We start from the raw sequence: 21,351 nt of genomic DNA, 5'->3' as shown, positions 1-21,351 counted from the left end.
AGCCTGAACACTTTTGCACTCAGGTCTCAGTAGCGAAGCCCTCGACTATAGCACGGTTCGGCTAGCTTGCAAGAAAAAATCAAACACGCCACTTTTCCAGGAGCTTCTCAGGATTCAGGCTGTCGTAACCTTCGAAGGGCTGGTGGATCCAGGGATTGCTCGGAAGGAACTCGACGGAATAGTCCGGCGAAAACGTCGACAGCCCCTTGGTCCAGATCACCGCGCTGCGCAGCTCTGTGATGGGCGCGTAGTTGGTCTTGAGCATGTTGATCACCGCATGCAGAGTGTGCCCAGAGTCGGCCAAGTCATCCACCAAAAGCACCCGCCCTGCAATTTCACCCTTGGGCGTTGTGATGAAACGCGCAATATCCAGATGCCCCTGCACCGTGCCAGCCTCTGCGCGATAGGAGCTCGTTGACATGATGGCCAGTGGCTTGTCAAAGATCCGGCTCAGGATGTCACCTGGTCGCAGCCCACCACGAGCAAGGCACAGAATCGTGTCGAATTCCCAACCCGACTGGTGTACCTTCAGCGCCAGTTTTTCGATGAGGCTGTGGTACTCGTCATAGCTGACATAGAGATGTTTTCCGTCTTCGGTCAACATGGATGACTCCTGGATAGTGGGCGTTTAGTTGATATCAGCAAGACAAGTTTGTCGATCAGACGGCGACATAAGGGTGACGCATCATGATCGTATGGTCGCGATCAGGACTGGTTGAGATCATGTCGATCGGAACGCCTGTCACTTCTTCGATACGCTCGAGGTAGCGGCGCGCGCTTGCGGGCAACTTGTCGTAGTCGGTCACTCCAACCGTGGAATCACTCCAGCCCGGCAACGTTTCATAGATGGGTGTGCATCGGGCGATGTCTTCAGCGCCCATGGGAAGCAGATCAATGCGCTCTCCATCGAGTTCGTAACCAGTGCATAGCAACAGCTCGGTCAGCCCGTCCAGTACATCCAGCTTGGTGATACACAGACCAGTGAGTCCATTGACCTGCGCACTGCGCTTCAGCAACGCAGCATCAAACCAGCCGCAGCGGCGGCTGCGCCCTGTTGTCACGCCCTTCTCGGCGCCCACCGTGCTCATGTGATAACCAGGGGTACCAGGGACCTCCCAATCCAACTCGGTGGGGAAAGGACCGCCGCCCACACGCGTGCAATACGCCTTGGTGATGCCAAGGATGTAATGCAGCATGCCAGGCCCCACGCCAGAACCCGCAGCTGCATTACCAGCCACACAATTGCTGGAAGTGACATACGGATATGTGCCATGGTCCACATCCAGCAACGTGCCTTGGGCACCCTCGAATAGCAGATTGGCGCCAGCCCGGTTGGCCTCGTTCAATTCGCGCGACACATCCGCCATCATGGGCCTGAGCAGTTCTGCATGGCGCATGGCCTCGGCATAAACGACATCAAACTGCACCTTGCCATCCTGAATGTAGGGCTTGAGCGCATCGCCAAACACGAACTTTGCGGACCCCAGGTACGTGGTCAGCACGTGGTTGTGCAGATCCAGCAATTCACGCAACTTGGCCGCAAACCGCTCTGGGTACTTCAAATCCTGTACGCGCAGTGCACGACGGGCGATCTTGTCTTCATATGCCGGGCCGATGCCACGACCCGTGGTACCGATCTTCTCTGTCCCGCCCTGCTCCCTGGCTGCCTCGCGCGCCACATCGATGGCAGCGTGGAAGGGCAGAATCAGCGGGCACGCCTCACTGATCCGCAAGCGCGAACGCACCTCGACACCGGCTTTCTCCAGGCCTTCAATTTCTTCAAACAACTTTGCTGCGGACAGAACCACGCCGTTGCCGATGTAGCACTTGACCCCTGGGCGCATGATGCCGCTTGGAATCAAATGCAGAGCCGTCTTGACGCCATTGATCACCAATGTGTGGCCAGCGTTGTGCCCCCCCTGGAAGCGCACTACGCCTTGAGCGCTTTCCGTCAGCCAATCGACCAACTTGCCTTTGCCTTCGTCGCCCCACTGGGTACCGACCACCACTACGTTGCGACCTTTGGTTGCTTTCATCTCAAACCCAATTCAAATGACAATTGCTCAAACAGCCTGCACGACCCAACGGCCAGCAACCTGAACCAGTTCACGATCGCAGTGGAACTCATCCACCTCGCTCTCGTGCCCAGGCAAAACACACACGACCGTTTCACCTGCAGTCCGAAGCTCCGCAATAGCCGCATTCACATCTGCAGCCTCACCCCAAGGGGCACGAATCGCAGCCTTCAAGGCACGGGGCGGCACGACACCAACCACTTGCTTAATATCCAGACTGAATCCAGCCGCAGGGCGATTCCGACCAAAGACTGCACCGACCTCATCGTATCGACCGCCGCGCACCAATGCATCGCTGGCGCCTGGGGCGTAGATAGCAAAGCGCGCACCGCTGTAATAGGCGTACCCACGCAAATCAGCCAAATCAAAAGTGACAGACGCCCCTTCAAGGCGGGAGGCCAGCCACTTCAAATTTGATAGCACTTCAGGCATACCATTAATGTGCTTGAGTGCTTTTTCTGCCTCCACCAAGACGGCAGAGTCACCGTACAAATGAACCAGGGCGAGAAGGCCCTGTCGAGATTCGACCGGAAAGCCACGCGTCAGAACCGACAACTCACCCGCATCTTTGGCAGCCAAGGCCGAGTGAATTCCGCTGAGCAATTGCGGGCTGACGCTCACACCCACCAACAGGTTGCGGACGATACGGACATCCGCAAGGTCCACCGTGGTGTTGCGCACATTGGCAACCCGCAGACACTCCCTGGCTAGCTGAAGCGCTTCGAGGTCCGCCTCTAACCCCGCATGCCCATAGATCTCGGCACCAAATTGAAGAGGCTCCCGGGTGGCATGGGGGCGGTCGGGGCGGGTGTGCAACACGGGACCGCAATAGCAGAGACGCGTCACTCCTTTGCGATTAAGCAAATGCGCGTCAATACGAGCCACCTGAGGCGTGGTATCGGCCCGTAAACCCATGGAGCGACCAGACAGCTGATCGACCAGCTTGAAGGTCTGCAGATCCAGCGCCTCCCCAGTACCGGTGAGGAGAGACTCTAGATGCTCCAACAGCGGAGGCATGACCAGCTCGTAACCATAACAACGGGCTGTATCGAGCAGCCCGCGACGCAATTCTTCGATGTGCCGAGCTTCAGACGGCAAGACATCGGCAATGTGATCCGGAAGGACCCAAGCAGACATGGAGAAAAGGGGAGGCTGTTAAAACCGCGATTCTACCGGGACGCGACGAGACTCCCCAAAGAATCTCCTGCCCGCACAGTGTGACAGCCGTTAGAAACAAAGCATCAGAACGCCCGCGCCCAAGGCCAGCAACGCAAAAAAACGTATCTGACCATCTTGCAATTGCGCGATCTGGGCCACCGTGCGTTTCCAGATCTGGGGGGACAGAAAAGGCAAAAAGCCCTCAATCACCAGCACCAAGGCAAAGGCCGTCCAAAGACTGTCCCACATCATTCGCCTTTCACGGCCATTGCGCTTTTTTACTTGCGAGGTGCCGCAGGCGCCGACGCAGGGACCGATCCACGAAAGACTTTGAAGAAATCTGAAGACGACGGGTCCAGCACCATCACGTCACTTTTCTTGTTGAAGCTGCCCTTGTAGGCTTCCAGGCTTCGATAGAACTGAGCGAATTGGGGATCCTTCCCAAAGGCCTCTGCATAGATGCGAGCGGCTTCGGCATCGCCCTCACCCTTCAGTTTTTGAGCATCCCGATACGCGTTGGCAATCGTGATCTCTCGCTGGCGATCCGCGTCGGCCCGTATCTTTTCGCCCTCGGCAGCCCCTGTAGAGCGCAACTCATTGGCAACACGCTTACGTTCTGCCTCCATCCGCCGGTATACCGACTCGGTGATAGCTTCCACGTAGTCCACACGGGTGATACGAACGTCCACTACATCCACCCCCCAGGGTTTAGAGCCACGAACAGTCTCCAGCACCTCGCGCTTGACATCGGCCATCAAAGCTTCGCGCTTGAGTGAGAGCAATTCCTTCACGGTGCGCTTGTTGATTTCTTCCTGGAAAGCATTGCGCACGACCCGGTTCAGCTGCATGGCGCCGGCCGTCTCATCCAGTCCCACGTTGCGGATGTACTCGGTGGGCTCGGAAATGCGCCAGCGCACATACCAGTCGATCACCACGCGCTGCTTTTCAGCCGTCAGCATAGGCTCCGTGTCCGTACTGTCCAGGGTCAACAGACGCTTGTCGATGTAGGTGACGTTCTGAAACGGCGGAGGCAGCTTGAAATTGAGCCCTGGCTCCGTGATCACTTCCTTGATCTGACCCAGTGCATACAGCACGCCAAACTGACGCTGATCCACCACAAAAAGCATGGAGCTCATGAGAGCAAGCACCACCAGAAGAGTAGATGCAATAAAACCGACTCTGTTCACGAACTGCTCCTAGCGGGATTCACGTTCCCGGGTACGGCTGGTATCGCGCGCCCGAGAATCATTCGAAAAGGTGGGTGCAGGTGTCGCCGGGGACGACACCGCCGGAGACGGACTGGTCCCGGCAGGCGCATCCAGCGCAACCGAGCCGCTCGCAACCCCTTGCATGATCTTGTCCAGGGGCAAGTACAGCAAATTGGAACCTTGACGCGACTCGACCAGGACCTTGGTCACGTTGCCATAAATCTGCTGCATCGTTTCCAGATACATGCGATCCCGGGTTACTTGAGGTGCTTTCTGGTACTCCGCCAGAATCGACGCGAATCGCTGTGCGTCGCCCTGCGCCTGCGCAACAATCCTTGCCTTGTAAGCCGCCGCCTCTTCATTCAGACGTGACGCAGAGCCCACAGCACGCGGGATCACGTCGTTCGCATAAGCCTGGGCTTCGTTCTTGGCGCGCTCGCGCTCCTGCCCTGCTTTGAGTACATCATCAAATGATGACTGGACCTGCTCAGGCGGCCGCACCCCGCCCTGCTGCAAATTGATGCCGACCACCTCGACACCGACCTTGTACCGGTCCAGGATCGTCTGCATGAGGGTGCGAACGCGCGGCGCTATCTGGTCACGCTCCTCCGCCAGCGCCGTGTCCATGCGCATCTTGCCCACCACCTCACGAACAGCCGTTTCAGCGGCCTGGACCACGGCGTCCGAAGGGTTCTTGCTTTCAAACAACCAAGCCCGGGCATCGCTCAAACGATACTGAACGGCAAACTTGATCTCGACGATGTTCTCGTCTTCAGTCAGCATCGCGGACTCTCTCAAGCCGGTGCTTTTGATGACCGTGTCACGTCCCACATCGGCAGAGCGGATCTGCGTCACAAAAACAAGTTCATGGCGCTCAATCGGATAAGGCAGGCGCCAATTGAAACCCGCGCCCACGGTGCTCTTGTACTTTCCGAACTGGGTAATGACGGCCTGCTGACCTTCCTGCACGATAAAGAAGCCGGTGCCCATCCAGATCACAAACGCGATACCGGCAATCAGACCGACACCGACACCTGCGCTTTTCATATCTGGCTGAAAGCCGCCACCAGCCCCTCCACCGGGACCGCGACCCGAGCCGTTTTTCCCGCCAAACAGGCTACCAAGCTTGCGATTGAGATCACGCCAGAGCTCATCAAGATCCGGTGGCTGCTGGCCGTTGCCCGGCCGTTGCTCGCCGCCCCTTGGGCCGCCAGGTGGCGCTGCAGGCCGATCCTCAGGACGCACACCGCCGTCTTCGGACTTGTCATCACCGCGACCCCAACGTGGATCGTTCAGATTGAACATGCCCCGAATACGGCCTGGCAATGAAGCCCAACGTAGGGTGCGATTATGAAAATTCATGCGCAAAATCTCTGGTTCTCTGATGGCATCATCCGATGGTGCATTGTGCCCAATCAGGACAAAGCATCCGGTAATTCAAGGGTGTCTGCTGGGGTCATATCCAGAACCTCCTGCGCAGCCATCAACCTGGCCGCCAAGGCACGGCGCAGCTCATCCAGCCCCTCGCCAGATCGAGCACTGACAAACAGTCGAGGCAACAACTGCCCTCCCACTTCGTATTGGTCCACCAACACAGGCGGACGTCGTTCTTCAGGCAAAGCATCAAGCTTGTTGAAGACCAGTATCTGAGGGATGTCCGAGGCACCAATTTCCTGCAACACCCGCTCCACCTGCGCCATCTGCTCCGGAAAATCCGGGTTGGAAGCGTCCACCACGTGAAGCAGCAAATCGGCGTCGACCGCCTCCTGCAGCGTGGCCTGGAACGCATCGACCAGCCCATGGGGAAGATCCCGAATGAAGCCCACCGTGTCGGACAACGAAACGGATCGTGCCGCATCTGCGAGGTACAACTGCCGCGTCGTGGTGTCCAGCGTGGCGAAAAGTTGATCCGCTGCGTACGCCCTGGCCTTCACCAAAGCATTGAAAAGGGTTGATTTGCCCGCGTTGGTATATCCAACGAGTGAAATATTGAAGGTGTCGCGTCTTTCACGCTGACGCCGCTGTGTAGACCGCTGGCGTTTGACCTTGACCAAGCGCTCTCTGGTGCGCTTGATCGCATCGCCAATCATGCGCCGATCCAGTTCGATCTGCTTTTCACCAGGGCCACCACGGGCACCGATACCGCCGGTTTGGCGCTCCAGGTGAGACCAGCGACGCACCAGGCGCGTACTCACGTACTGCAGCTTGGCAAGCTCCACCTGAAGCTTGCCCTCATGGCTGCGCGCCCGTTGTGCAAAGATTTCCAGAATGAGCAGAGTGCGGTCATTCACTGGCAGTTCAATATGGCGCTCCAGGTTCCGCTGCTGCGCAGGGCTGAGAGACTGGTCAAACAGCACCTCGACCGCTCCATGCATGTGAGCCAAAGTGCGAATTTCATCCGCTTTGCCACTGCCAATGAACAGCGCTGCATCTGGTGCTTTGCGCTTGCACGTGATGCGCGCGACAGGCTGCATGCCGGCGGTCTGAGCAAGCAGCCCCAATTCTTCCAACTCAGCATCGAAATGGGGGAGGCCGAAATCCACCCCCACCAGCAACACCGGAGTCATGGTGGACGAGGATGCGGAAGCCGAACTCAAAGCCCACCACCCTCTTTTCGCTTTGCCTCGCTCAAAAAGCGAGTTCCGCCACTTGGCAACAACTCAAGAGTTGCTGCTGTCGGCATCAGGGGTTTCTGAAGTAGAAAAATTGACGGCTCGACCTGGGACGATCGTAGAAATCGCGTGCTTGTAGACCATCTGCGTCACTGTATTGCGCAGCAACACCACGTACTGATCGAAAGACTCGATTTGCCCCTGCAGCTTGATCCCGTTAACCAAATAAATGGACACTGGAACATGCTCCCGACGCAATGCGTTGAGGAAGGGGTCTTGCAAAAGCTGGCCTTTATTGCTCACGATATTCTCCGTGTTCAAGTGTTGTTGTAAACCATCACCTTACCACAGCCAGACGCATACCCCAGCTTCAGCATGCATGGCCCCTCGACTAAGGAGCCTTTGCAATCAGGCCTCGTCTTTGTCCACAAATGGGTTGTGAGAGGTTTTCATCTCAATGCGCAGTGGAGTCCCGACAAGATCGAACTCCTTGCGGAAGCGCCCTTCCAGGAATCGCTTGTAGGCATCCGTTACGTGCTCCAGGGAGTTGCCATGGATCACGATCACAGGCGGGTTCATGCCCCCCTGGTGCGCATATCGCATTTTGGGCCGGAACATCCCGGCCCGCTTGGGGCTCTGGAACTGAACGGCCTCCAGCAACAGGCGGGTGAGCACTGGCGTGGACATTTTGCAGGTGGCAGCCCGGTGGGCCTGGGCAATCGACGTCCAAAGAGGGCCCAGCCCCTGACGCTTCTTCGCCGAGATGAAGTGCAAAGAAGCAAACTTCAGAAACGCGAGTCGCGTCTCAATGGAGCGCTCTAAAAGCTGACGCTGGTAGTCATCCACGGCATCCCATTTGTTCACCGCGAGAACCACGGCACGACCGCTCTCCAGGATGTAACCCGCGATATGGGCATCCTGGTCTGTCACGCCCTGGGTTGCATCGAGCAGCAGCAGTACCACGTGCGCAGACTCGATGGCCTGGAGCGTTTTCACCACCGAGAATTTCTCGATGGCCTCGAACACCTTACCCTTGCGGCGCAATCCTGCGGTATCCACCAATTCAAACCGCTGACCGTTGCGCTCGAAAGGTACAGTGATGGCATCGCGGGTCGTACCCGGCATGTCAAATGCCACCAGTCGCTCTTCACCAAGCCATGTGTTGATGAGGGTGGACTTGCCCACATTAGGACGTCCCGCCACGGCGAGCTTGATCACGCCCTTGTCCAGCGTCGCATCCGAATCGTCTGGCTCGGGCAAATTGAGCGGCTCCAGTGCAATGTCCACCAAACTGCGTATGCCTTGCCCGTGGGCCGCGGACACGGGATAAACCTCGCCCAGCCCCAGCTCGTAAAACTCCGCCAGTTGGACGCCCTGGAGCATGCCCTCTGCTTTGTTCGCGACAAGCACGCAGGGCTTGCCCAAGCGACGCAAGTAGTTGGCAATGTCGTGGTCTTGCGCCGAGACACCCGCACGGGCATCCACCACAAAAATCACCACGTCCGCTTCGGCGACCGCCTGCTGGGTTTGCTTGGCCATCTCGCGATAGATGCCGCTGGAGGCGTCGGGCTCAAAGCCCCCCGTATCGATGACGATGTACTCGTGTTTTCCTTGCTTGCCGTTCCCGTAGTGTCGGTCACGCGTAAGTCCCGCAAAGTCGGCGACGATGGCGTCTCGCGACTTGGTCAGGCGATTGAAAAGCGTGGACTTACCGACATTCGGACGCCCCACGAGGGCGATTACTGGCTTCATTGAATAAGACCGATCAATCTGGACGGAATCCGTATATACCGCCGTTGCGGGTAACCACCACCAGCGTATCTGCCGCCACCACCGGGGCAGCCGCGATGGCTGAACCATCTGTTGCCAGTCGGTTCAGGGGGGAGCCATCGGTGCGAGACAGCAGATGCACCAAACCAGCATCGTCACCGACGACAACCGAGCGCCCCAAAAGCAGCGGTGCCGTGAGTTTGCGGTACTTGAGTCGGTCGATACTCCACAGGCGCGAGCCATCCGCACGGCCCCAAGCGACAAGCGTCCCATTGCTTTCCGAACCAAAAATGGTGTCCGCATCGCCATGAATGCCTTCGGACCCGCTGGCGGGCTGCGTCCAGAGCGTCGTGCCCCGGGCCGTGTTCACACAGCCGACAGCGGCCTGGAAAGACCGAGCGCACACGGTTTCACCCACACGGCTGGTGCGCCCCACCAATTCCACCAAGCGCTCCACATCGTTCGTGCCACGCGGGCTGGCGATGGGCGCTTCCCACCTCACACTGCCGTTGTCAGGATTCAATCCGACCAAGCGACCCGACAAGCCCACCACCAGGGTGTCGCCTACCGCAAGCAATACGCCAGCTTGACGCAGTATCAACGGTTCTCCTGGGCGCTGCTGCGCCCACAGACGACGGCCCGTGGCAAGATCGAAGGCAGACACTGATCGATCTGCAGACAGCACAAACACACGACCGCCTGCGACCAAGGGGGGAGTGAAGACCTGTGCGGCAAGCGTCTCACGCCAACGCTCACGGCCACCATCCATCACGATGAGTGCGTTGTTGCGCGATACCACCGCCGCAAATTTGCCGTCACTGCCCACAGCTGCTGATAAGGGCTCGGCCAGCGCCACACGCCAGATGTCTCCCCCCGTGCGCGCATCCAAGGCTGCCACAGCACCATCCGCGGACGCCACCGTCACGACATTTCCAGCAACATGGGGCTCAAGAGGCAAGCCCGCCACGCTACCGACGCGCGCCGTCCACGCCTGCCTCACCCCCAGGACAGCCACATTGGCGCCAAGGTCCGCAGGCACCGGCTTTGCCTTGTCGGCACTCCACAAAGAGCAACCAGCCAACGTGGCGGCCACCAATGCCGCCAACAGCCCCTGCACGAAAAACAGGTGCCCAGACCTTGTGTTGATAGGCGATGTCATGGTTATTTGGAATCTGCAGGGGTTGCGGTTGCCGCAGCGGCCACAGTCACACCTTGCAGCGTAACCCCCAGCGCGTTGAGCTTGATTTCCACGAGGCGGCGGTATTCCACACTGTCTTCGAACCCTGTGTATGCCTTGGTGTATTCGGCAATCGCTTCAGGGCGCTTTTCCTGGAGTGCCAGCACATCACCTTTGCGATCTGCCACAACCGACGAGAACTCGGGTGGAAAGCTGCCAGACAGTTGCTTAAGAGCTTCGTCGTAATTCTTCTGATCCATCAGCACACCTGCCAGCCGCAGTTTGGCCAAAGCCTTGAGACCTTCGTCAGAAGATTGCTCTGCGACCCAGGCGAGCGCTTCTTTGGCACCATCTGCGTTGCCAGCCCCTTGCATGGCCTTGGCAAGCGTCAGACCCGCTTGCCCAGCCTGCACGGTCCCTGCATATTTGGCCTTCAAATCCGCAAAAGCCTGCTCCATGCGGGCCTTGTCTGCAGACCGTGCTGCCACATCCACAGCATCAAACAAAGCGGCGGCCTGCGTGGCCTGACGGGTTTGCCAGTACTGGTAACCGTTCCATGCTGCCGCTCCGCCCGCAACGACCATGACCACAGAGCTGATCAAAGTGCCCCAGGTATTCCAAAAATGTTTGAGCTGGTCTAACTGCTCTTGTTCTTCAAGGTCGAGATGATTTGCCATGGAATGTGATTGGTTTAGCGGGTGGATTGTAGGGTGGCCGCCCATTGGGCAACCGATTCCAGCGGGCGCTCTGTCTGCTCGCCTGCGCCATCTCGCAGGGCTTTGACGGTCACCATGCCACGAGACAGCTCATCATCGCCAAACACCAGGGCGTACGCGGCGCCACTGGCATCAGCTTTCTTGAACTGCGACTTCATACTGCCCATGCCATCCAATGAAGGCGCCGCATGCATTTGGACGCGAATACCGTGTCGACGCAATTGCTCGGCGGTGGTCACCGCCCGGGGCAACACGGCCGTCGAGGGAACAATGGCATAAACATCAGGAGCCAAAGAGGGGGGTGCACTTTGCTGCTCCTTGAGCAACTCCAGAACGCGCTCCACCCCCAGCGCCCAACCCACTGCGGGTGCGGCCTTGCCGCCGATCTGCTCGATCAAATAGTCGTAGCGACCTCCACCACAGATCGTGCCCTGCGAGCCCAACTGATCAGTCACAAACTCAAACACGGTGAGGTTGTAATAGTCCATGCCGCGCACCAGGCGGGGGTTCACCGCCCAGGCCACGCCGTTGGCGTCGAGAATGGCCTTGACCGCATTGAAGTGGGCCAAAGACTCTTCGCCCAGGAAGTCAATCAACCGGGGAGCGGCCTCCACCACTGACTGCATTGCTGGATTCTTGGTATCCAGGATGCGTAGCGGATTGCTGTGCAGCCGTCGACGTGCTTCTGCGTCCAGAAGATCGATATGCTTTTCCAGATACGCAATCAATGCTGCCCGGTGCGCCTTGCGTTCGTCTGGCTGCCCCAAGCTGTTGAGTTCGAGGCGCACATTCTGCAGGCCCAGATCGCGCCACAGTGCGCTCGCCAGCAGAATCAGTTCTGCGTCCACCTCGGCGCCGGGAAAACCCAGTGCCTCGGCGCCGATCTGGTGAAACTGGCGGTAGCGTCCACGCTGAGGGCGCTCATGACGAAACATAGGCCCCATGTAATACAGCCGCTTGCCCCCGTCGTACAACATGGAGTGCTCCGCGACGGCACGCACCACACCGGCCGTCGCTTCGGGGCGAAGGGTGAGCTGCTCTCCGTTGAGGCGATCCTCAAACGAGTACATCTCCTTCTCCACAATATCGGTGACCTCGCCCAGTCCCCGCACGAACAGCGGAGTGGGTTCGACAATCGGAGTCCGAATATTGCGGTAGGCATAGCGCGCCATCAGGTCGCGCACCTTGGCCTCCAACCATTCCCAGCGGGCGGATTCTGGCGGCAGGATGTCATTCATGCCCTTCACCGCCACCAGCTTCTCCGGCTTGGGCGGGAGGGTGCTTTTTTCGTTGCTCACAGCGCTTCTTTTCTATGTCTTGCAGAAATTGACAAAAACTGCTGTGGCCCTGCCCCTGAATACATTCCAGGACAGGCCATGGCAGCGCCATCATTCAAGCAGCAGCAACTCCAGCGCCAAAACGCTTTTCGATGTACTGCTCGACGATGCGATGAAACTCATTGGCAATGTCGTCGCCGCGCAGAGTCACTGCCTTTTCCCCGTCGATAAAGACCGGGGCGGCTGGCGCCTCTCCCGTGCCTGGAAGGCTGATACCGATGTCCGCGTGCTTGCTTTCACCCGGGCCGTTGACGATGCAACCCATGACCGCCACCCGCAACGTCTCCACGCCCGGATATCGCACACGCCACACAGGCATTTGTGCGCGCAGGAAATCGTCAATCTGCTTGGCAAGGTCCTGAAAAGTGGTGCTGGTGGTACGGCCACATCCAGGACAAGCCGTGACGCTGGGCACAAAAACCCGCATCCCCAAGGCCTGCAAGATTTCGGATGCCACAACCACTTCCTGGGTACGCGCCTCACCGGGTTGGGGTGTCAACGACACACGAATCGTGTCGCCAATACCCTCTTGCAGCAGCACGGACAAAGCGGCCGCCGAAGCGACCGTTCCCTTGGTACCCATACCCGCTTCGGTCAGGCCCAGGTGCAAAGCGTAGTCGCAACGGCGCGCCAACTCGCGGTACACCGAAATCAGATCCTGCACTCCGCTGACCTTGCACGACAAGATGATCTGGTTGCCATCCATCCCCATGGCCTCTGCACGACGCGCAGATTCAATGGCCGATGTGATGAGGGCCTCGTACATGACCTGACGAGCCTCCCAGGGGATACTGCGACGGCTGTTCGTATCCATCAGCTCGGCCAACAGTTCCTGGTCGAGACTGCCCCAGTTGACACCAATGCGCACAGCCTTGTTCCATCGCATGGCTGCTTCGATCATCTGGCCAAACTGCTTGTCGCGCTTGTCCCCCTTGCCCACATTGCCAGGGTTGATCCGATACTTGGACAAGGCCTGGGCACAGTCGGGAAACTCGGTGAGCAGGCGGTGGCCGTTGTAGTGGAAATCACCAACCAACGGAACACTTTCACCCATGCGGTCCAGCTGTTCGCGGATGTAGGGCACCGCCGCAGCCGCCTCGGGGGTATTGACCGTGATGCGGACAAACTCCGAACCCGCCTGGGCGAGTTCCTTGACCTGAATGGCCGTTCCGATGGCATCGACGGTATCGGTGTTGGTCATGGACTGCACGCGCACGGGGGCGTCCCCGCCCACCGTCACCACACGTGAACCCCAGACAACCTTGGCCTGACGCGAGCGCCGCGGCAAGGGAGAGGCAATAGCTATCGGCCCAAAATCAAGCGGGGAGTTTTGCACTACTTCACCTCAAAACGCGCTACGTTTTCACGGGCAACAGCCGTCAGATCAAACGGCTTTCCACGCACAGTCACCTCAGTGGCATCCGCGCGTCCCACGATCACTGCCAAAGGTGTGGGTGCTGATACCGACACCGTCTCTCCGGCCGCCAGGTTGCGTTGCAGCGCCAGGGCTCCATTGGCATCGCGGACCTGCACCCACGACGCGCTGCGCGCACGCAATACAAGCGGGCCGGCGGCGGCATCTGCCGCGCCATCAGCAGCAGATACGTTACTCGTCGTCGCGCCACTGGCCGCTGCAGGAGGCGCAGGAGGTACTGCAACGGAAGGGGTAGCGGGCACGGGCGATGAAGCTGCCACCGCAGCGGCGGGCGCCGCTGAAACAGATGAATCAGCGGGGCGCTCTGTCGCCGATGGCGCTGCCAATACAGGAGCCGCAGGCTCGGAAGTGTTGGCGGGCAAAGCATCTGGCACCGCTACCGGCGCGGGATCGGCAGTATCACTAGGGGCAGAATGCCGCGGGACATAAAACAGGACGACCGCCCCCACCAGAAGTGCGAGGACCACCAAGACCATGGAGCGCGAGCCAGAACCCGAGCCCGCAAACGATGCGGAAGAAGATGCGGACGACTTGCCAGCACTTCCCTTCACAGGCGCATTGATACCGGCGCTGTCCACAGACAACCGGGGGCTCTGACTCTGGGGCAACAACGACAGAATCGGCGCCGCGTCTATCTTGAGGGTGCGACACACACTCGACGCCAGGGCACGCACAAAGACGGTATCAGGCAACACCGCGTAGTTGTCTGCCTCCAGCGCCTCCAATTTGCTCACGGGCACCTTCAGCGCCACAGCCAAGGCCGCGATGTGCATGCCGGCCGCCTGCCGGGCTTCCTTGAGCAAACCGCCCGCCGTCATTCCACTCTCCACCACCTCACTCATTGAAAGCCCCGCGTTCGTATGCACTCAACTCCCGGGAATCCGGGAAACGCTTGCGCAACTGAGCCGCCAGTTGCCTCATTGCCACGACGTCGCCCAAAGCCCGCTCCACCTTGATGCCCAACCACAAAGATTCGGAGTTTGCAAAATCACTGTTGTTGAGCCGCCGGATGTAAAACTGCGCGCGCGAAAGCTCATTGCGACGCAACAAAAGAGCAGCCAGGTGGTAACCGACCACCGGGTTCGCCGCATCAAATTCATAAGCCTTCAGAAGAGACTGTTCCGCTTCAGGAAACTGTCCTGCTCCGGACTGGCACAGGCCACGCGCCATCCAGGTTTTGCCACGCGCTGCATAAGCGGGGTTTGCTATGGCACGCGAAAAATACGAGTCAGCCTCTGCATACTTTTGCTGCTGGCACATCAGCCAGCCATAGTTGTGCAGTATGTTGGCGTCGTTTGCGCGCAGCGACAAAGCGCGGCGAAAACTGTCTTCCGCCTGCGGATAGTCATTCAACCGCATGTAAATCAGACCACGCAGGTTGAAAGCATCCGCGTAAGAAGGATCTGCGGACAGAGACTGCTTGACCTCATCCAAAGCCACCGCTGTCTGCCCCAGTTCGAAATAGTTGGAAGCCAACTCCAGCCGAATGCGCGCGCGGCGCCGCGACTCTGGCTCATCGGACGGTGTTACCAGACCGGCATCGGCGTCGCTGACTCCAGGCGAAGAAGTGTTGGTTGCACACCCCTGAAGCGCCCAAATGCAAACCACCGCACTGCATGCCGTGAGTGTCCAGCGGCCAATCTGCCGCCAGCGTCCAACCATTCCCGCCATGTAGAGCCTCCTTGAAGTTTGCCAGCTAGCCTGATCAAGTCACCGGTTTGAGCACGATTGTGCGCTGCTTTGCCATGCGCTCTGCGGCGCGGGTGCGATCTTTGACGTCCCCCGCCAATTGACCGCATGCCGCGTCGATGTCATCCCCTCGCGTCTTGCGCACGGTGGTGATGATGCCCGCGTCACTCAGCATCTTTGCAAAGGCTTGCACCTGATTGTGCGGAGACCGCAACAGCCCTGATGCAGGAAACGGATTAAAAGGAATCAGATTGAACTTACAGCGAATACCGGTGCGCTTGACCAACTCGATCAGTTGGCGCGCGTGCTCCACCTGGTCGTTGACGCCATCGAGCATGCAGTATTCGAAGGTGATGAAATCACGGGGCGCATGCTGCAAGTAGCGGTTACAAGCATCCAGCAACTCGCTGATCGGATACTTGCGATTGAGCGGCACCAAGTTGTCGCGCAATGGGTCGTTGGGCGCATGCAGTGAAACAGCCAGCGCCACAGGGCAATCTTGCGAAAGACGGTCCATCATGGGGACAACGCCCGATGTGGATACCGTCACACGGCGGCGTGACAAGCCATAGCCGTGGTCATCCAGCATGACCTTGAGCGCAGGGACCAGTGCCGAATAGTTCTGCAGAGGCTCCCCCATTCCCATCATGACCACGTTGGAGATCACACGCTCCTCGGTCTGCAGGCGCTTGCGCAGGGAATGCTCGGCAAACCACAGCTGGGCAACGATCTCACCCGTCGTCAGATTGCGACTGAAACCCTGATGACCCGTCGAGCAGAAGCGGCAACCGACGGCGCAGCCTGCTTGGGATGACACACAGAGCGTCCCGCGATCATCCTCGGGAATGAACACGGCTTCCACCGCGTTGCCATCACCGACATCAAACAGCCACTTGACCGTGCCATCGGAAGACACGTGCTCAGAGATAACAGGAAGCGCCTCGACCCGCGCACAGCCTTTGAGCTTGTCGCGCAAGGCTTTGGCCAAGTCACTCATGGCGTCAAAATCACTGGCCCCGCGCTGGTGAATCCAGCGGAACAGCTGGGTGGCGCGAAAGCGCTTTTCCCCCAGCCGCTCACAAAACGCGGCCAAGCCGTCCAGATCGAATTCCAGCAGATTCGTACTCATGGTGCCGAATCCACCGTAGACCAGGCACAGCTACCCCCATGGCACGGAATTCCCACCGAGGCGGGTGCGGACATGGGGAGTGTCAACATCTCAGCGCGAGTAGATGTTCAGGCCGGGGAAGAAAAATGCCACTTCGGCTTGTGCGGTTTCAGCGGCGTCGGAGCCGTGCACTGCGTTGGCATCGATGCTGTCTGCGAAGTCTGCGCGAATGGTGCCGGCTTCAGCCTTCTTGGGGTCCGTTGCGCCCATGAGTTCACGGTTCTTCAGGATGGCGTTCTCGCCTTCCAGAGCCTGGATCATCACGGGGCCGGAGATCATGAAGTCCACCAGGTCCTTGAAGAAAGGACGCTCTTTGTGCACTGCGTAGAACTGTTCGGCTTCCAGGCGCGACAGGTGGGCCATGCGGGCCGCCACGATCTTGAGGCCAGCGGCTTCAAAACGGGCGTAGATCTGGCCGATGACGTTCTTGGCGACTGCGTCAGGCTTGATGATGGAGAGGGTGCGTTCGATTGCCATGTTGATTTCCTTTGTTGCTGTGATTCGTTTGTCCACCGGACAAAGCCCTCGATTCTAACCGGGGAGTGTGACGAGAGTGACGCTCATCGCCCGCCTCCACCACGCCGAGGGCCACCACCACCCGGGCGGCGTTTGTCCTGGCGGTGCCGTGAAAGGCTGTCCATACCGATGTAACCCACCGAGGTCTTCATCGGATCAGGCTGGGCTGCGCCTCCCCGCTGGCGATCTCCGCCTGCCGCATTGTTGCCACGAGCCGGACCCTGACCACCGTCACGGCGCGGCTTCTGACCACGGGGGCCGCCAGGGGCCGCTGATGGTGGCATGTCGCGGCGCGAACCGTCACCTCGTGGGCCGCCACGACCACGGTTGCGCGACCTGCCATTGCGCGCACCACCAGCCGCACCTTCCGGACGCCCCTCCACCGACTCGGGGCGGCCAGCGCCCGCGGCCTGCACCAAGGCGCGGATATCACTCTCATCGAGTTCCAGCCAGGCTCCGCGCTTGAGACCGCGCGGAAGCACCATGGCTCCATAGCGAATGCGGATCAGGCGGCTGACCGCATGACCCACCGATTCCAGCATGCGACGCACTTCACGGTTGCGGCCTTCGGAGATGGTGACCCGGTACCAGCAGTTGGACCCTTCACCCCCACCGTCTTCGATGGAACCGAAAGACGCCATGCCGTCATCCAGGCGCACACCATCCAGCAGCTTTTGTTTTTCCTCGTTGCTCAGAGCGCCCAGCACCCGAACGGCGTACTCACGCTCCAGCCCGAAACGGGGGTGCATCAGCTTGTTGGCCAACTCGCCCGAGCTGGTAAACAGCAAAAGGCCCTCGGTGTTCAGATCCAGACGCCCGACCGATTGCCACTTGCCCTGCATGAGCCGAGGCAGCTTACGGAACACGGTGGGTCGGTTTTGAGGGTCGTCATGGGTCACAACCTCGCCAACCGGCTTGTGATACGCAATCACGCGCGCTGGAGGTGGCTCGATGCGATAACGGATCGGCTTGCCATTGACCTTGACCTGATCGCCAAACTGGATGCGCTGACCAATGTGGGCAGGCTCGTTATTGACCGAGATCCGTCCCTCCAGGATCAGCTGCTCCATTTCAAGGCGCGAACCCAGACCCGCCTGTGCCAACACCTTGTGCAATTTGGGGGTTTCAACCTGCGGCAGCAGCACCCGCTTCGGCGGTACCGCATCCGCAGACGCATCCTCTTCGTCAAAACGACCGGACACCACGTCTTCGAACTGGTAGCCCTCCACTACGGGCGCGGCCTTGCGCTTGTCGCGCCCCGCACCTTCAGAGCGAGGGGGCCGCTCGCGGCGCTCCCCCCGAGGACCACGCTCCCGTTGCTCCGAACTGCCATCACCCACGACCGCTGTCGCATCCGCAGCGGGCGACTCCGAAGCGACTGCCGGCGCCTCCACCGTTGCTGCTTCAGGCGCGGGGGCTTCGACCACAGGTTCTGGTGCACCCACCTGCGCAGCAGTCACTGCCTCAGGCGCCGCCACCTCAGCAGGGGCAGCCACCGCCTTTTTGCGGGGAGCCCGCTTGGCGGCCGGCTTCTTGGCAACGGGCTCCGCGTCTGCGGCATTCAACCCGGGCAGATCTGCCGGCTTTTCGGAAGTCGAGTCGTTCATCAAGTATTTCCCTGGATACCACCCGGGGCATCCACATCATCGTCATGGAGATCCGTCTCCACATCCTGAAAAAAATCATCCACGGGCCGGACATCGCCCGCATCCGGCACCACCTCGGCAACCTCCACAGACGGCTGCAAACCAGCATCTTGGGGCAAAGCCGCCAGCAGATCGGGTTCGACATCCATGGCTTCCTGGGTCACAGCAGCCATGGCTTCCAGCACATTGGCGTTGCCGGTCGGGTCGTCGAGCACCGGCAGTTGGTCCAGGGACTGCAAGCCCATATCGTCCAGAAACTGACGGGTGGTGGCAAACAGCGCCGGACGCCCCACCGTTTCGCGGTGGCCGATGACCTCCACCCAACCCCGATCTTCCAACTGCTTGATGATCAGGCTGTTGACCGTCACACCGCGAATGTCTTCGATATCCCCGCGCGTGACCGGTTGCCGGTAGGCAATGATGGCCAGGGTTTCCATGGTGGCACGGGTATAGCGTGGCGGCTTTTCGGGGTGCAGCCGGTCCAGATATTCCCGCATTTCGGGGCGACTCTGAAATCGCCACCCCGTCGCTACCTGCACCAGCTCTACGCCCCGCTGCGCCCAATCAAGCTGCAATTCCTGCAGCAGCACCTTGAGGGTGTCGGACCCCAGCGCATCATTGAACAGCACCCGCAGCTCGCGCACAGGCACGGGTTGCTGCGCGCAGATCAGCGCAGTTTCGAGGACCCTCTTGGCATCCACCGTGTTCATGGTTCAGCGATTCCTGGAAAAGTGCCACGCGTTGCAACGGGTGTCACATCAACAGCAGGGGCAATCATTGGTGCACCGCGCAATGGCGCTGGTGCGTTGGTAGAGCCCGGCGGGATTCCGGCTGCGGGCTGGGGCCGTCACGGCCATTCAGGGCGCATTGTAGCCGAGACCCCATTCTGACAGCGCCTGGCGCATATCGTCGGGTACGGGGGCACGCAACTCCAGAGGCTCCCCTGTCACAGGATGCGAGAAAGCCAAACGGTAGGCGTGCAGGGCCTGGCGTTGCAAGGCTCCGACGGGCGCACCGCCATACAGGGCATCGCCCACCAAGGGATGACGCAAAGACGCCATATGCACACGGATCTGGTGCGTGCGCCCGGTGTGCAAGGTGCATTGCACCCAGCACCCTCGTTCACCGCCTTCAAGACACAGGAAATCCGTCCGAGCGGTTTTGCCCGGGTGTACCGCCAAGTCCACCACCGCCATGCGCAGACGATTACGAGGGTCTCGCCCAATGGGTGCGTCTACCGAGCGGGTTGGGGCTCCCGTCCAGGCGCCATGTGCCATGGCCACGTACTGGCGTTTGACCTTGCGCTCGGCAATCAACGCCACCAGGGCGTCCATGCACGCGCGGTCCCGGGCCACCACCATGAGGCCGCTGGTGTCCTTGTCCAGACGATGCACGATGCCCGCACGGGGGACCCGCAAGGCTTTGTCGTCGCGGGCCAGCAGTCCATTGAGCAGCGTGCCACTCCAGTTGCCAGGCGCAGGGTGCACTACCAAACCTGCGGGCTTGTTCACCACCAGCAGGTGCTCGTCTTCGTACACCACATCAATCGCCATGGGCTCGGGCCGGAAGGCCTGGCTCTGGAGCGTGGGCCGCATTTCCAGCACCACCTGGTCGCCGGCCTTGACCCGCGCGGCCGCTTTGAGAGCGGGCCTGCCATTCAGGCTGACCAACCCCTGGGCCAGCAACTGCTGCAGATAGCTGCGAGAGAACTCAGGAACGAGTTCCACCAGCGCGCGGTCCAGCCGCTCAGCGTGCTGGCCGGGGCCCATCTGCAAGGCACGCAGCTCACTGTCCGCGTCGGTCAGGGCTTCCGACTCATCGGCCAACAGGAGGGAGTCGCCCTCCTGCCCAGTCGTCTCGGGAGCGTCCGGACCACCGCCCGGCGACTGATCCGCCATCGGGCTCAACGGGAGGGCAGATAGCGCGTGGGATCGACCGGCTTGCCCTGCCGGCGGATTTCAAAGTGCAGCTTGACGCGGTCGGCGTCGGTGTTGCCCATCTCAGCGATCTTCTGGCCCTTGCGCACCGCCTGGTCTTCCTTGACCAGCAGTGTTTGGTTGTGCGCGTAGGCGGTCAGGAAGGTGTTGTTGTGCTTCAGGATGATCAGATTGCCGTAGCCGCGCAGGCCTGCACCTGCATACACCACACGGCCATCCGCCGCCGCCAGCACAGGGTCGCCCGCCTTGCCGGCAATGTCAAAGCCCTTGTTGCGCGCTTCGTCAAAGCCTGCAATCAGCGAACCCGACGCAGGCCAGATGAATGCCAGTTCGTCCTCGCCTGCTGGAGCTGCCGCAGGTGCTGGAGTGGCGGGTGCTACCGCCACCACTGTGCCCGATGCAGCGGGGGCTGCGGGCTTGGCGCCGCTGGCGGCCGATGCAGGCGCAGCAGCCGGCGTGCTGGCAGGAGCGACGGAAGAAGACGTGACCGGGCGTGTCACCACGCCATTTTCGGAAGCCGCCACAGCCGCCGGGGCTGCAGAAGGTGGCAGTACACGCAGCACCTGACCGACTTCGATCAGGTTGGCATTCTCCAGATTGTTCCAGCGGGCAATGTCTTTCCAGCTTTGCCCGGACTCCAGGCCAATGCGAATCAGGGTATCCCCAGGCTTGACCGTGTAGTAACCAGGCTTGCCAGCGTTTTCTGCGCCTGGCAGCGGCTTGATGGGGGTGGCCACCACCACGCCGGGCTGGGCTGCGGGGGCGGGAGCGGAAGTTGACGAAGAGGTGCCCCGATCTTCCACAGGAGCCTTGTTCATGCGGGTGCCACAGCCGGAGAGCACCAGACCCGCCATTGCCACGGTAAAACCCACCACAAGACCACGCGATACGAACATAAGCAATTCCC

The 21,351-nt window shown here is 60.1% G+C and carries 21 protein-coding genes; all 21 read right to left on the bottom strand.

Features of this window, described 5'->3' with window-relative positions; genetic code table 11:
- Positions 1 to 79 precede the first annotated feature (79 nt).
- Complete coding sequence (locus ACODSU_RS10400; protein ID WP_309823277.1) at positions 80 to 604, bottom strand: phosphoribosyltransferase; 525 nt, start codon at positions 602 to 604, stop codon at positions 80 to 82.
- 55 nt (positions 605 to 659) lie between these two features.
- Complete coding sequence (locus ACODSU_RS10395; RefSeq protein WP_488842162.1) at positions 660 to 2,036, bottom strand: adenylosuccinate synthase; 1,377 nt, start codon at positions 2,034 to 2,036, stop codon at positions 660 to 662.
- A 27-nt stretch (positions 2,037 to 2,063) separates the two neighbouring features.
- Entirely contained in the window at positions 2,064 to 3,212 is a 1,149-nt protein-coding gene (locus tag ACODSU_RS10390; RefSeq protein WP_060986466.1) for an ATP phosphoribosyltransferase regulatory subunit, read from the bottom strand.
- A gap of 90 nt (positions 3,213 to 3,302) precedes the next feature.
- Positions 3,303 to 3,485 (bottom strand): DUF2065 domain-containing protein, encoded by a 183-nt coding sequence (locus ACODSU_RS10385; protein WP_060986465.1) that lies wholly within the window; start codon positions 3,483 to 3,485, stop codon positions 3,303 to 3,305.
- Positions 3,486 to 3,511: 26 nt separating this feature from the next.
- Positions 3,512 to 4,420 carry a protease modulator HflC gene (gene hflC, locus ACODSU_RS10380; RefSeq protein WP_060986464.1) on the bottom strand — a complete coding sequence of 303 codons (909 nt, stop codon included), beginning with the start codon at positions 4,418 to 4,420 and terminating at the stop codon, positions 3,512 to 3,514.
- A 9-nt stretch (positions 4,421 to 4,429) separates the two neighbouring features.
- Positions 4,430 to 5,803, bottom strand: a complete 1,374-nt coding sequence (gene hflK / locus ACODSU_RS10375) for an FtsH protease activity modulator HflK (RefSeq protein WP_488842159.1) — start codon at positions 5,801 to 5,803, stop codon at positions 4,430 to 4,432.
- A 53-nt stretch (positions 5,804 to 5,856) separates the two neighbouring features.
- A complete protein-coding gene (gene hflX, locus ACODSU_RS10370; protein ID WP_422849216.1) occupies positions 5,857 to 7,008 on the bottom strand; it encodes a GTPase HflX in 1,152 nt (383 codons plus the stop codon).
- Between the two features lie 93 nt (positions 7,009 to 7,101).
- Positions 7,102 to 7,356 (bottom strand): RNA chaperone Hfq, encoded by a 255-nt coding sequence (gene hfq / locus ACODSU_RS10365; protein WP_015013419.1) that lies wholly within the window; start codon positions 7,354 to 7,356, stop codon positions 7,102 to 7,104.
- Between the two features lie 105 nt (positions 7,357 to 7,461).
- The gene (der, locus tag ACODSU_RS10360) at positions 7,462 to 8,805 is read right to left on the bottom strand and encodes a ribosome biogenesis GTPase Der (protein ID WP_295940017.1); all 1,344 of its coding nucleotides are present in this window, start codon (positions 8,803 to 8,805) and stop codon (positions 7,462 to 7,464) included.
- A gap of 13 nt (positions 8,806 to 8,818) precedes the next feature.
- Positions 8,819 to 9,982 (bottom strand): outer membrane protein assembly factor BamB, encoded by a 1,164-nt coding sequence (gene bamB / locus ACODSU_RS10355; protein ID WP_488842157.1) that lies wholly within the window; start codon positions 9,980 to 9,982, stop codon positions 8,819 to 8,821.
- Positions 9,983 to 9,984: 2 nt separating this feature from the next.
- A complete protein-coding gene (locus ACODSU_RS10350; protein WP_488842155.1) occupies positions 9,985 to 10,677 on the bottom strand; it encodes a YfgM family protein in 693 nt (230 codons plus the stop codon).
- A 14-nt stretch (positions 10,678 to 10,691) separates the two neighbouring features.
- Complete coding sequence (gene hisS / locus ACODSU_RS10345) at positions 10,692 to 11,954, bottom strand: histidine--tRNA ligase (protein WP_488842178.1); 1,263 nt, start codon at positions 11,952 to 11,954, stop codon at positions 10,692 to 10,694.
- A gap of 154 nt (positions 11,955 to 12,108) precedes the next feature.
- Entirely contained in the window at positions 12,109 to 13,389 is a 1,281-nt protein-coding gene (ispG, locus tag ACODSU_RS10340) for a flavodoxin-dependent (E)-4-hydroxy-3-methylbut-2-enyl-diphosphate synthase (protein ID WP_488842153.1), read from the bottom strand.
- Positions 13,389 to 14,330 carry a helix-turn-helix domain-containing protein gene (locus ACODSU_RS10335; RefSeq protein ID WP_488842151.1) on the bottom strand — a complete coding sequence of 314 codons (942 nt, stop codon included), beginning with the start codon at positions 14,328 to 14,330 and terminating at the stop codon, positions 13,389 to 13,391. Before ACODSU_RS10335 ends, ispG begins: the two co-directional genes overlap by 1 nt.
- The gene (pilW, locus tag ACODSU_RS10330) at positions 14,323 to 15,159 is read right to left on the bottom strand and encodes a type IV pilus biogenesis/stability protein PilW (protein WP_422849211.1); all 837 of its coding nucleotides are present in this window, start codon (positions 15,157 to 15,159) and stop codon (positions 14,323 to 14,325) included. Before pilW ends, ACODSU_RS10335 begins: the two co-directional genes overlap by 8 nt.
- A gap of 34 nt (positions 15,160 to 15,193) precedes the next feature.
- Positions 15,194 to 16,306, bottom strand: a complete 1,113-nt coding sequence (rlmN, locus tag ACODSU_RS10325; RefSeq protein WP_291441702.1) for a dual-specificity RNA methyltransferase RlmN — start codon at positions 16,304 to 16,306, stop codon at positions 15,194 to 15,196.
- Positions 16,307 to 16,396: 90 nt separating this feature from the next.
- Entirely contained in the window at positions 16,397 to 16,822 is a 426-nt protein-coding gene (gene ndk, locus ACODSU_RS10320) for a nucleoside-diphosphate kinase (protein WP_015013410.1), read from the bottom strand.
- An 83-nt stretch (positions 16,823 to 16,905) separates the two neighbouring features.
- Positions 16,906 to 18,468 (bottom strand): pseudouridine synthase, encoded by a 1,563-nt coding sequence (locus ACODSU_RS10315; RefSeq protein ID WP_488842148.1) that lies wholly within the window; start codon positions 18,466 to 18,468, stop codon positions 16,906 to 16,908.
- Complete coding sequence (gene scpB / locus ACODSU_RS10310; protein ID WP_488842146.1) at positions 18,468 to 19,217, bottom strand: SMC-Scp complex subunit ScpB; 750 nt, start codon at positions 19,215 to 19,217, stop codon at positions 18,468 to 18,470. The genes ACODSU_RS10315 and scpB overlap by 1 nt, the downstream gene beginning before the upstream one ends.
- 147 nt (positions 19,218 to 19,364) lie before the next feature.
- Positions 19,365 to 20,405 carry an RluA family pseudouridine synthase gene (locus ACODSU_RS10305; RefSeq protein ID WP_488842144.1) on the bottom strand — a complete coding sequence of 347 codons (1,041 nt, stop codon included), beginning with the start codon at positions 20,403 to 20,405 and terminating at the stop codon, positions 19,365 to 19,367.
- A 5-nt stretch (positions 20,406 to 20,410) separates the two neighbouring features.
- Complete coding sequence (locus tag ACODSU_RS10300; RefSeq protein ID WP_060986452.1) at positions 20,411 to 21,340, bottom strand: peptidoglycan DD-metalloendopeptidase family protein; 930 nt, start codon at positions 21,338 to 21,340, stop codon at positions 20,411 to 20,413.
- Positions 21,341 to 21,351: the final 11 nt, after the last annotated feature.

It is taken from the genome of Acidovorax sp. FG48 (genome assembly GCF_057809085.1).
Note: the sequence above shows the minus strand (reverse complement) of the source record. Positions and strands in the feature narration are given on the sequence as shown.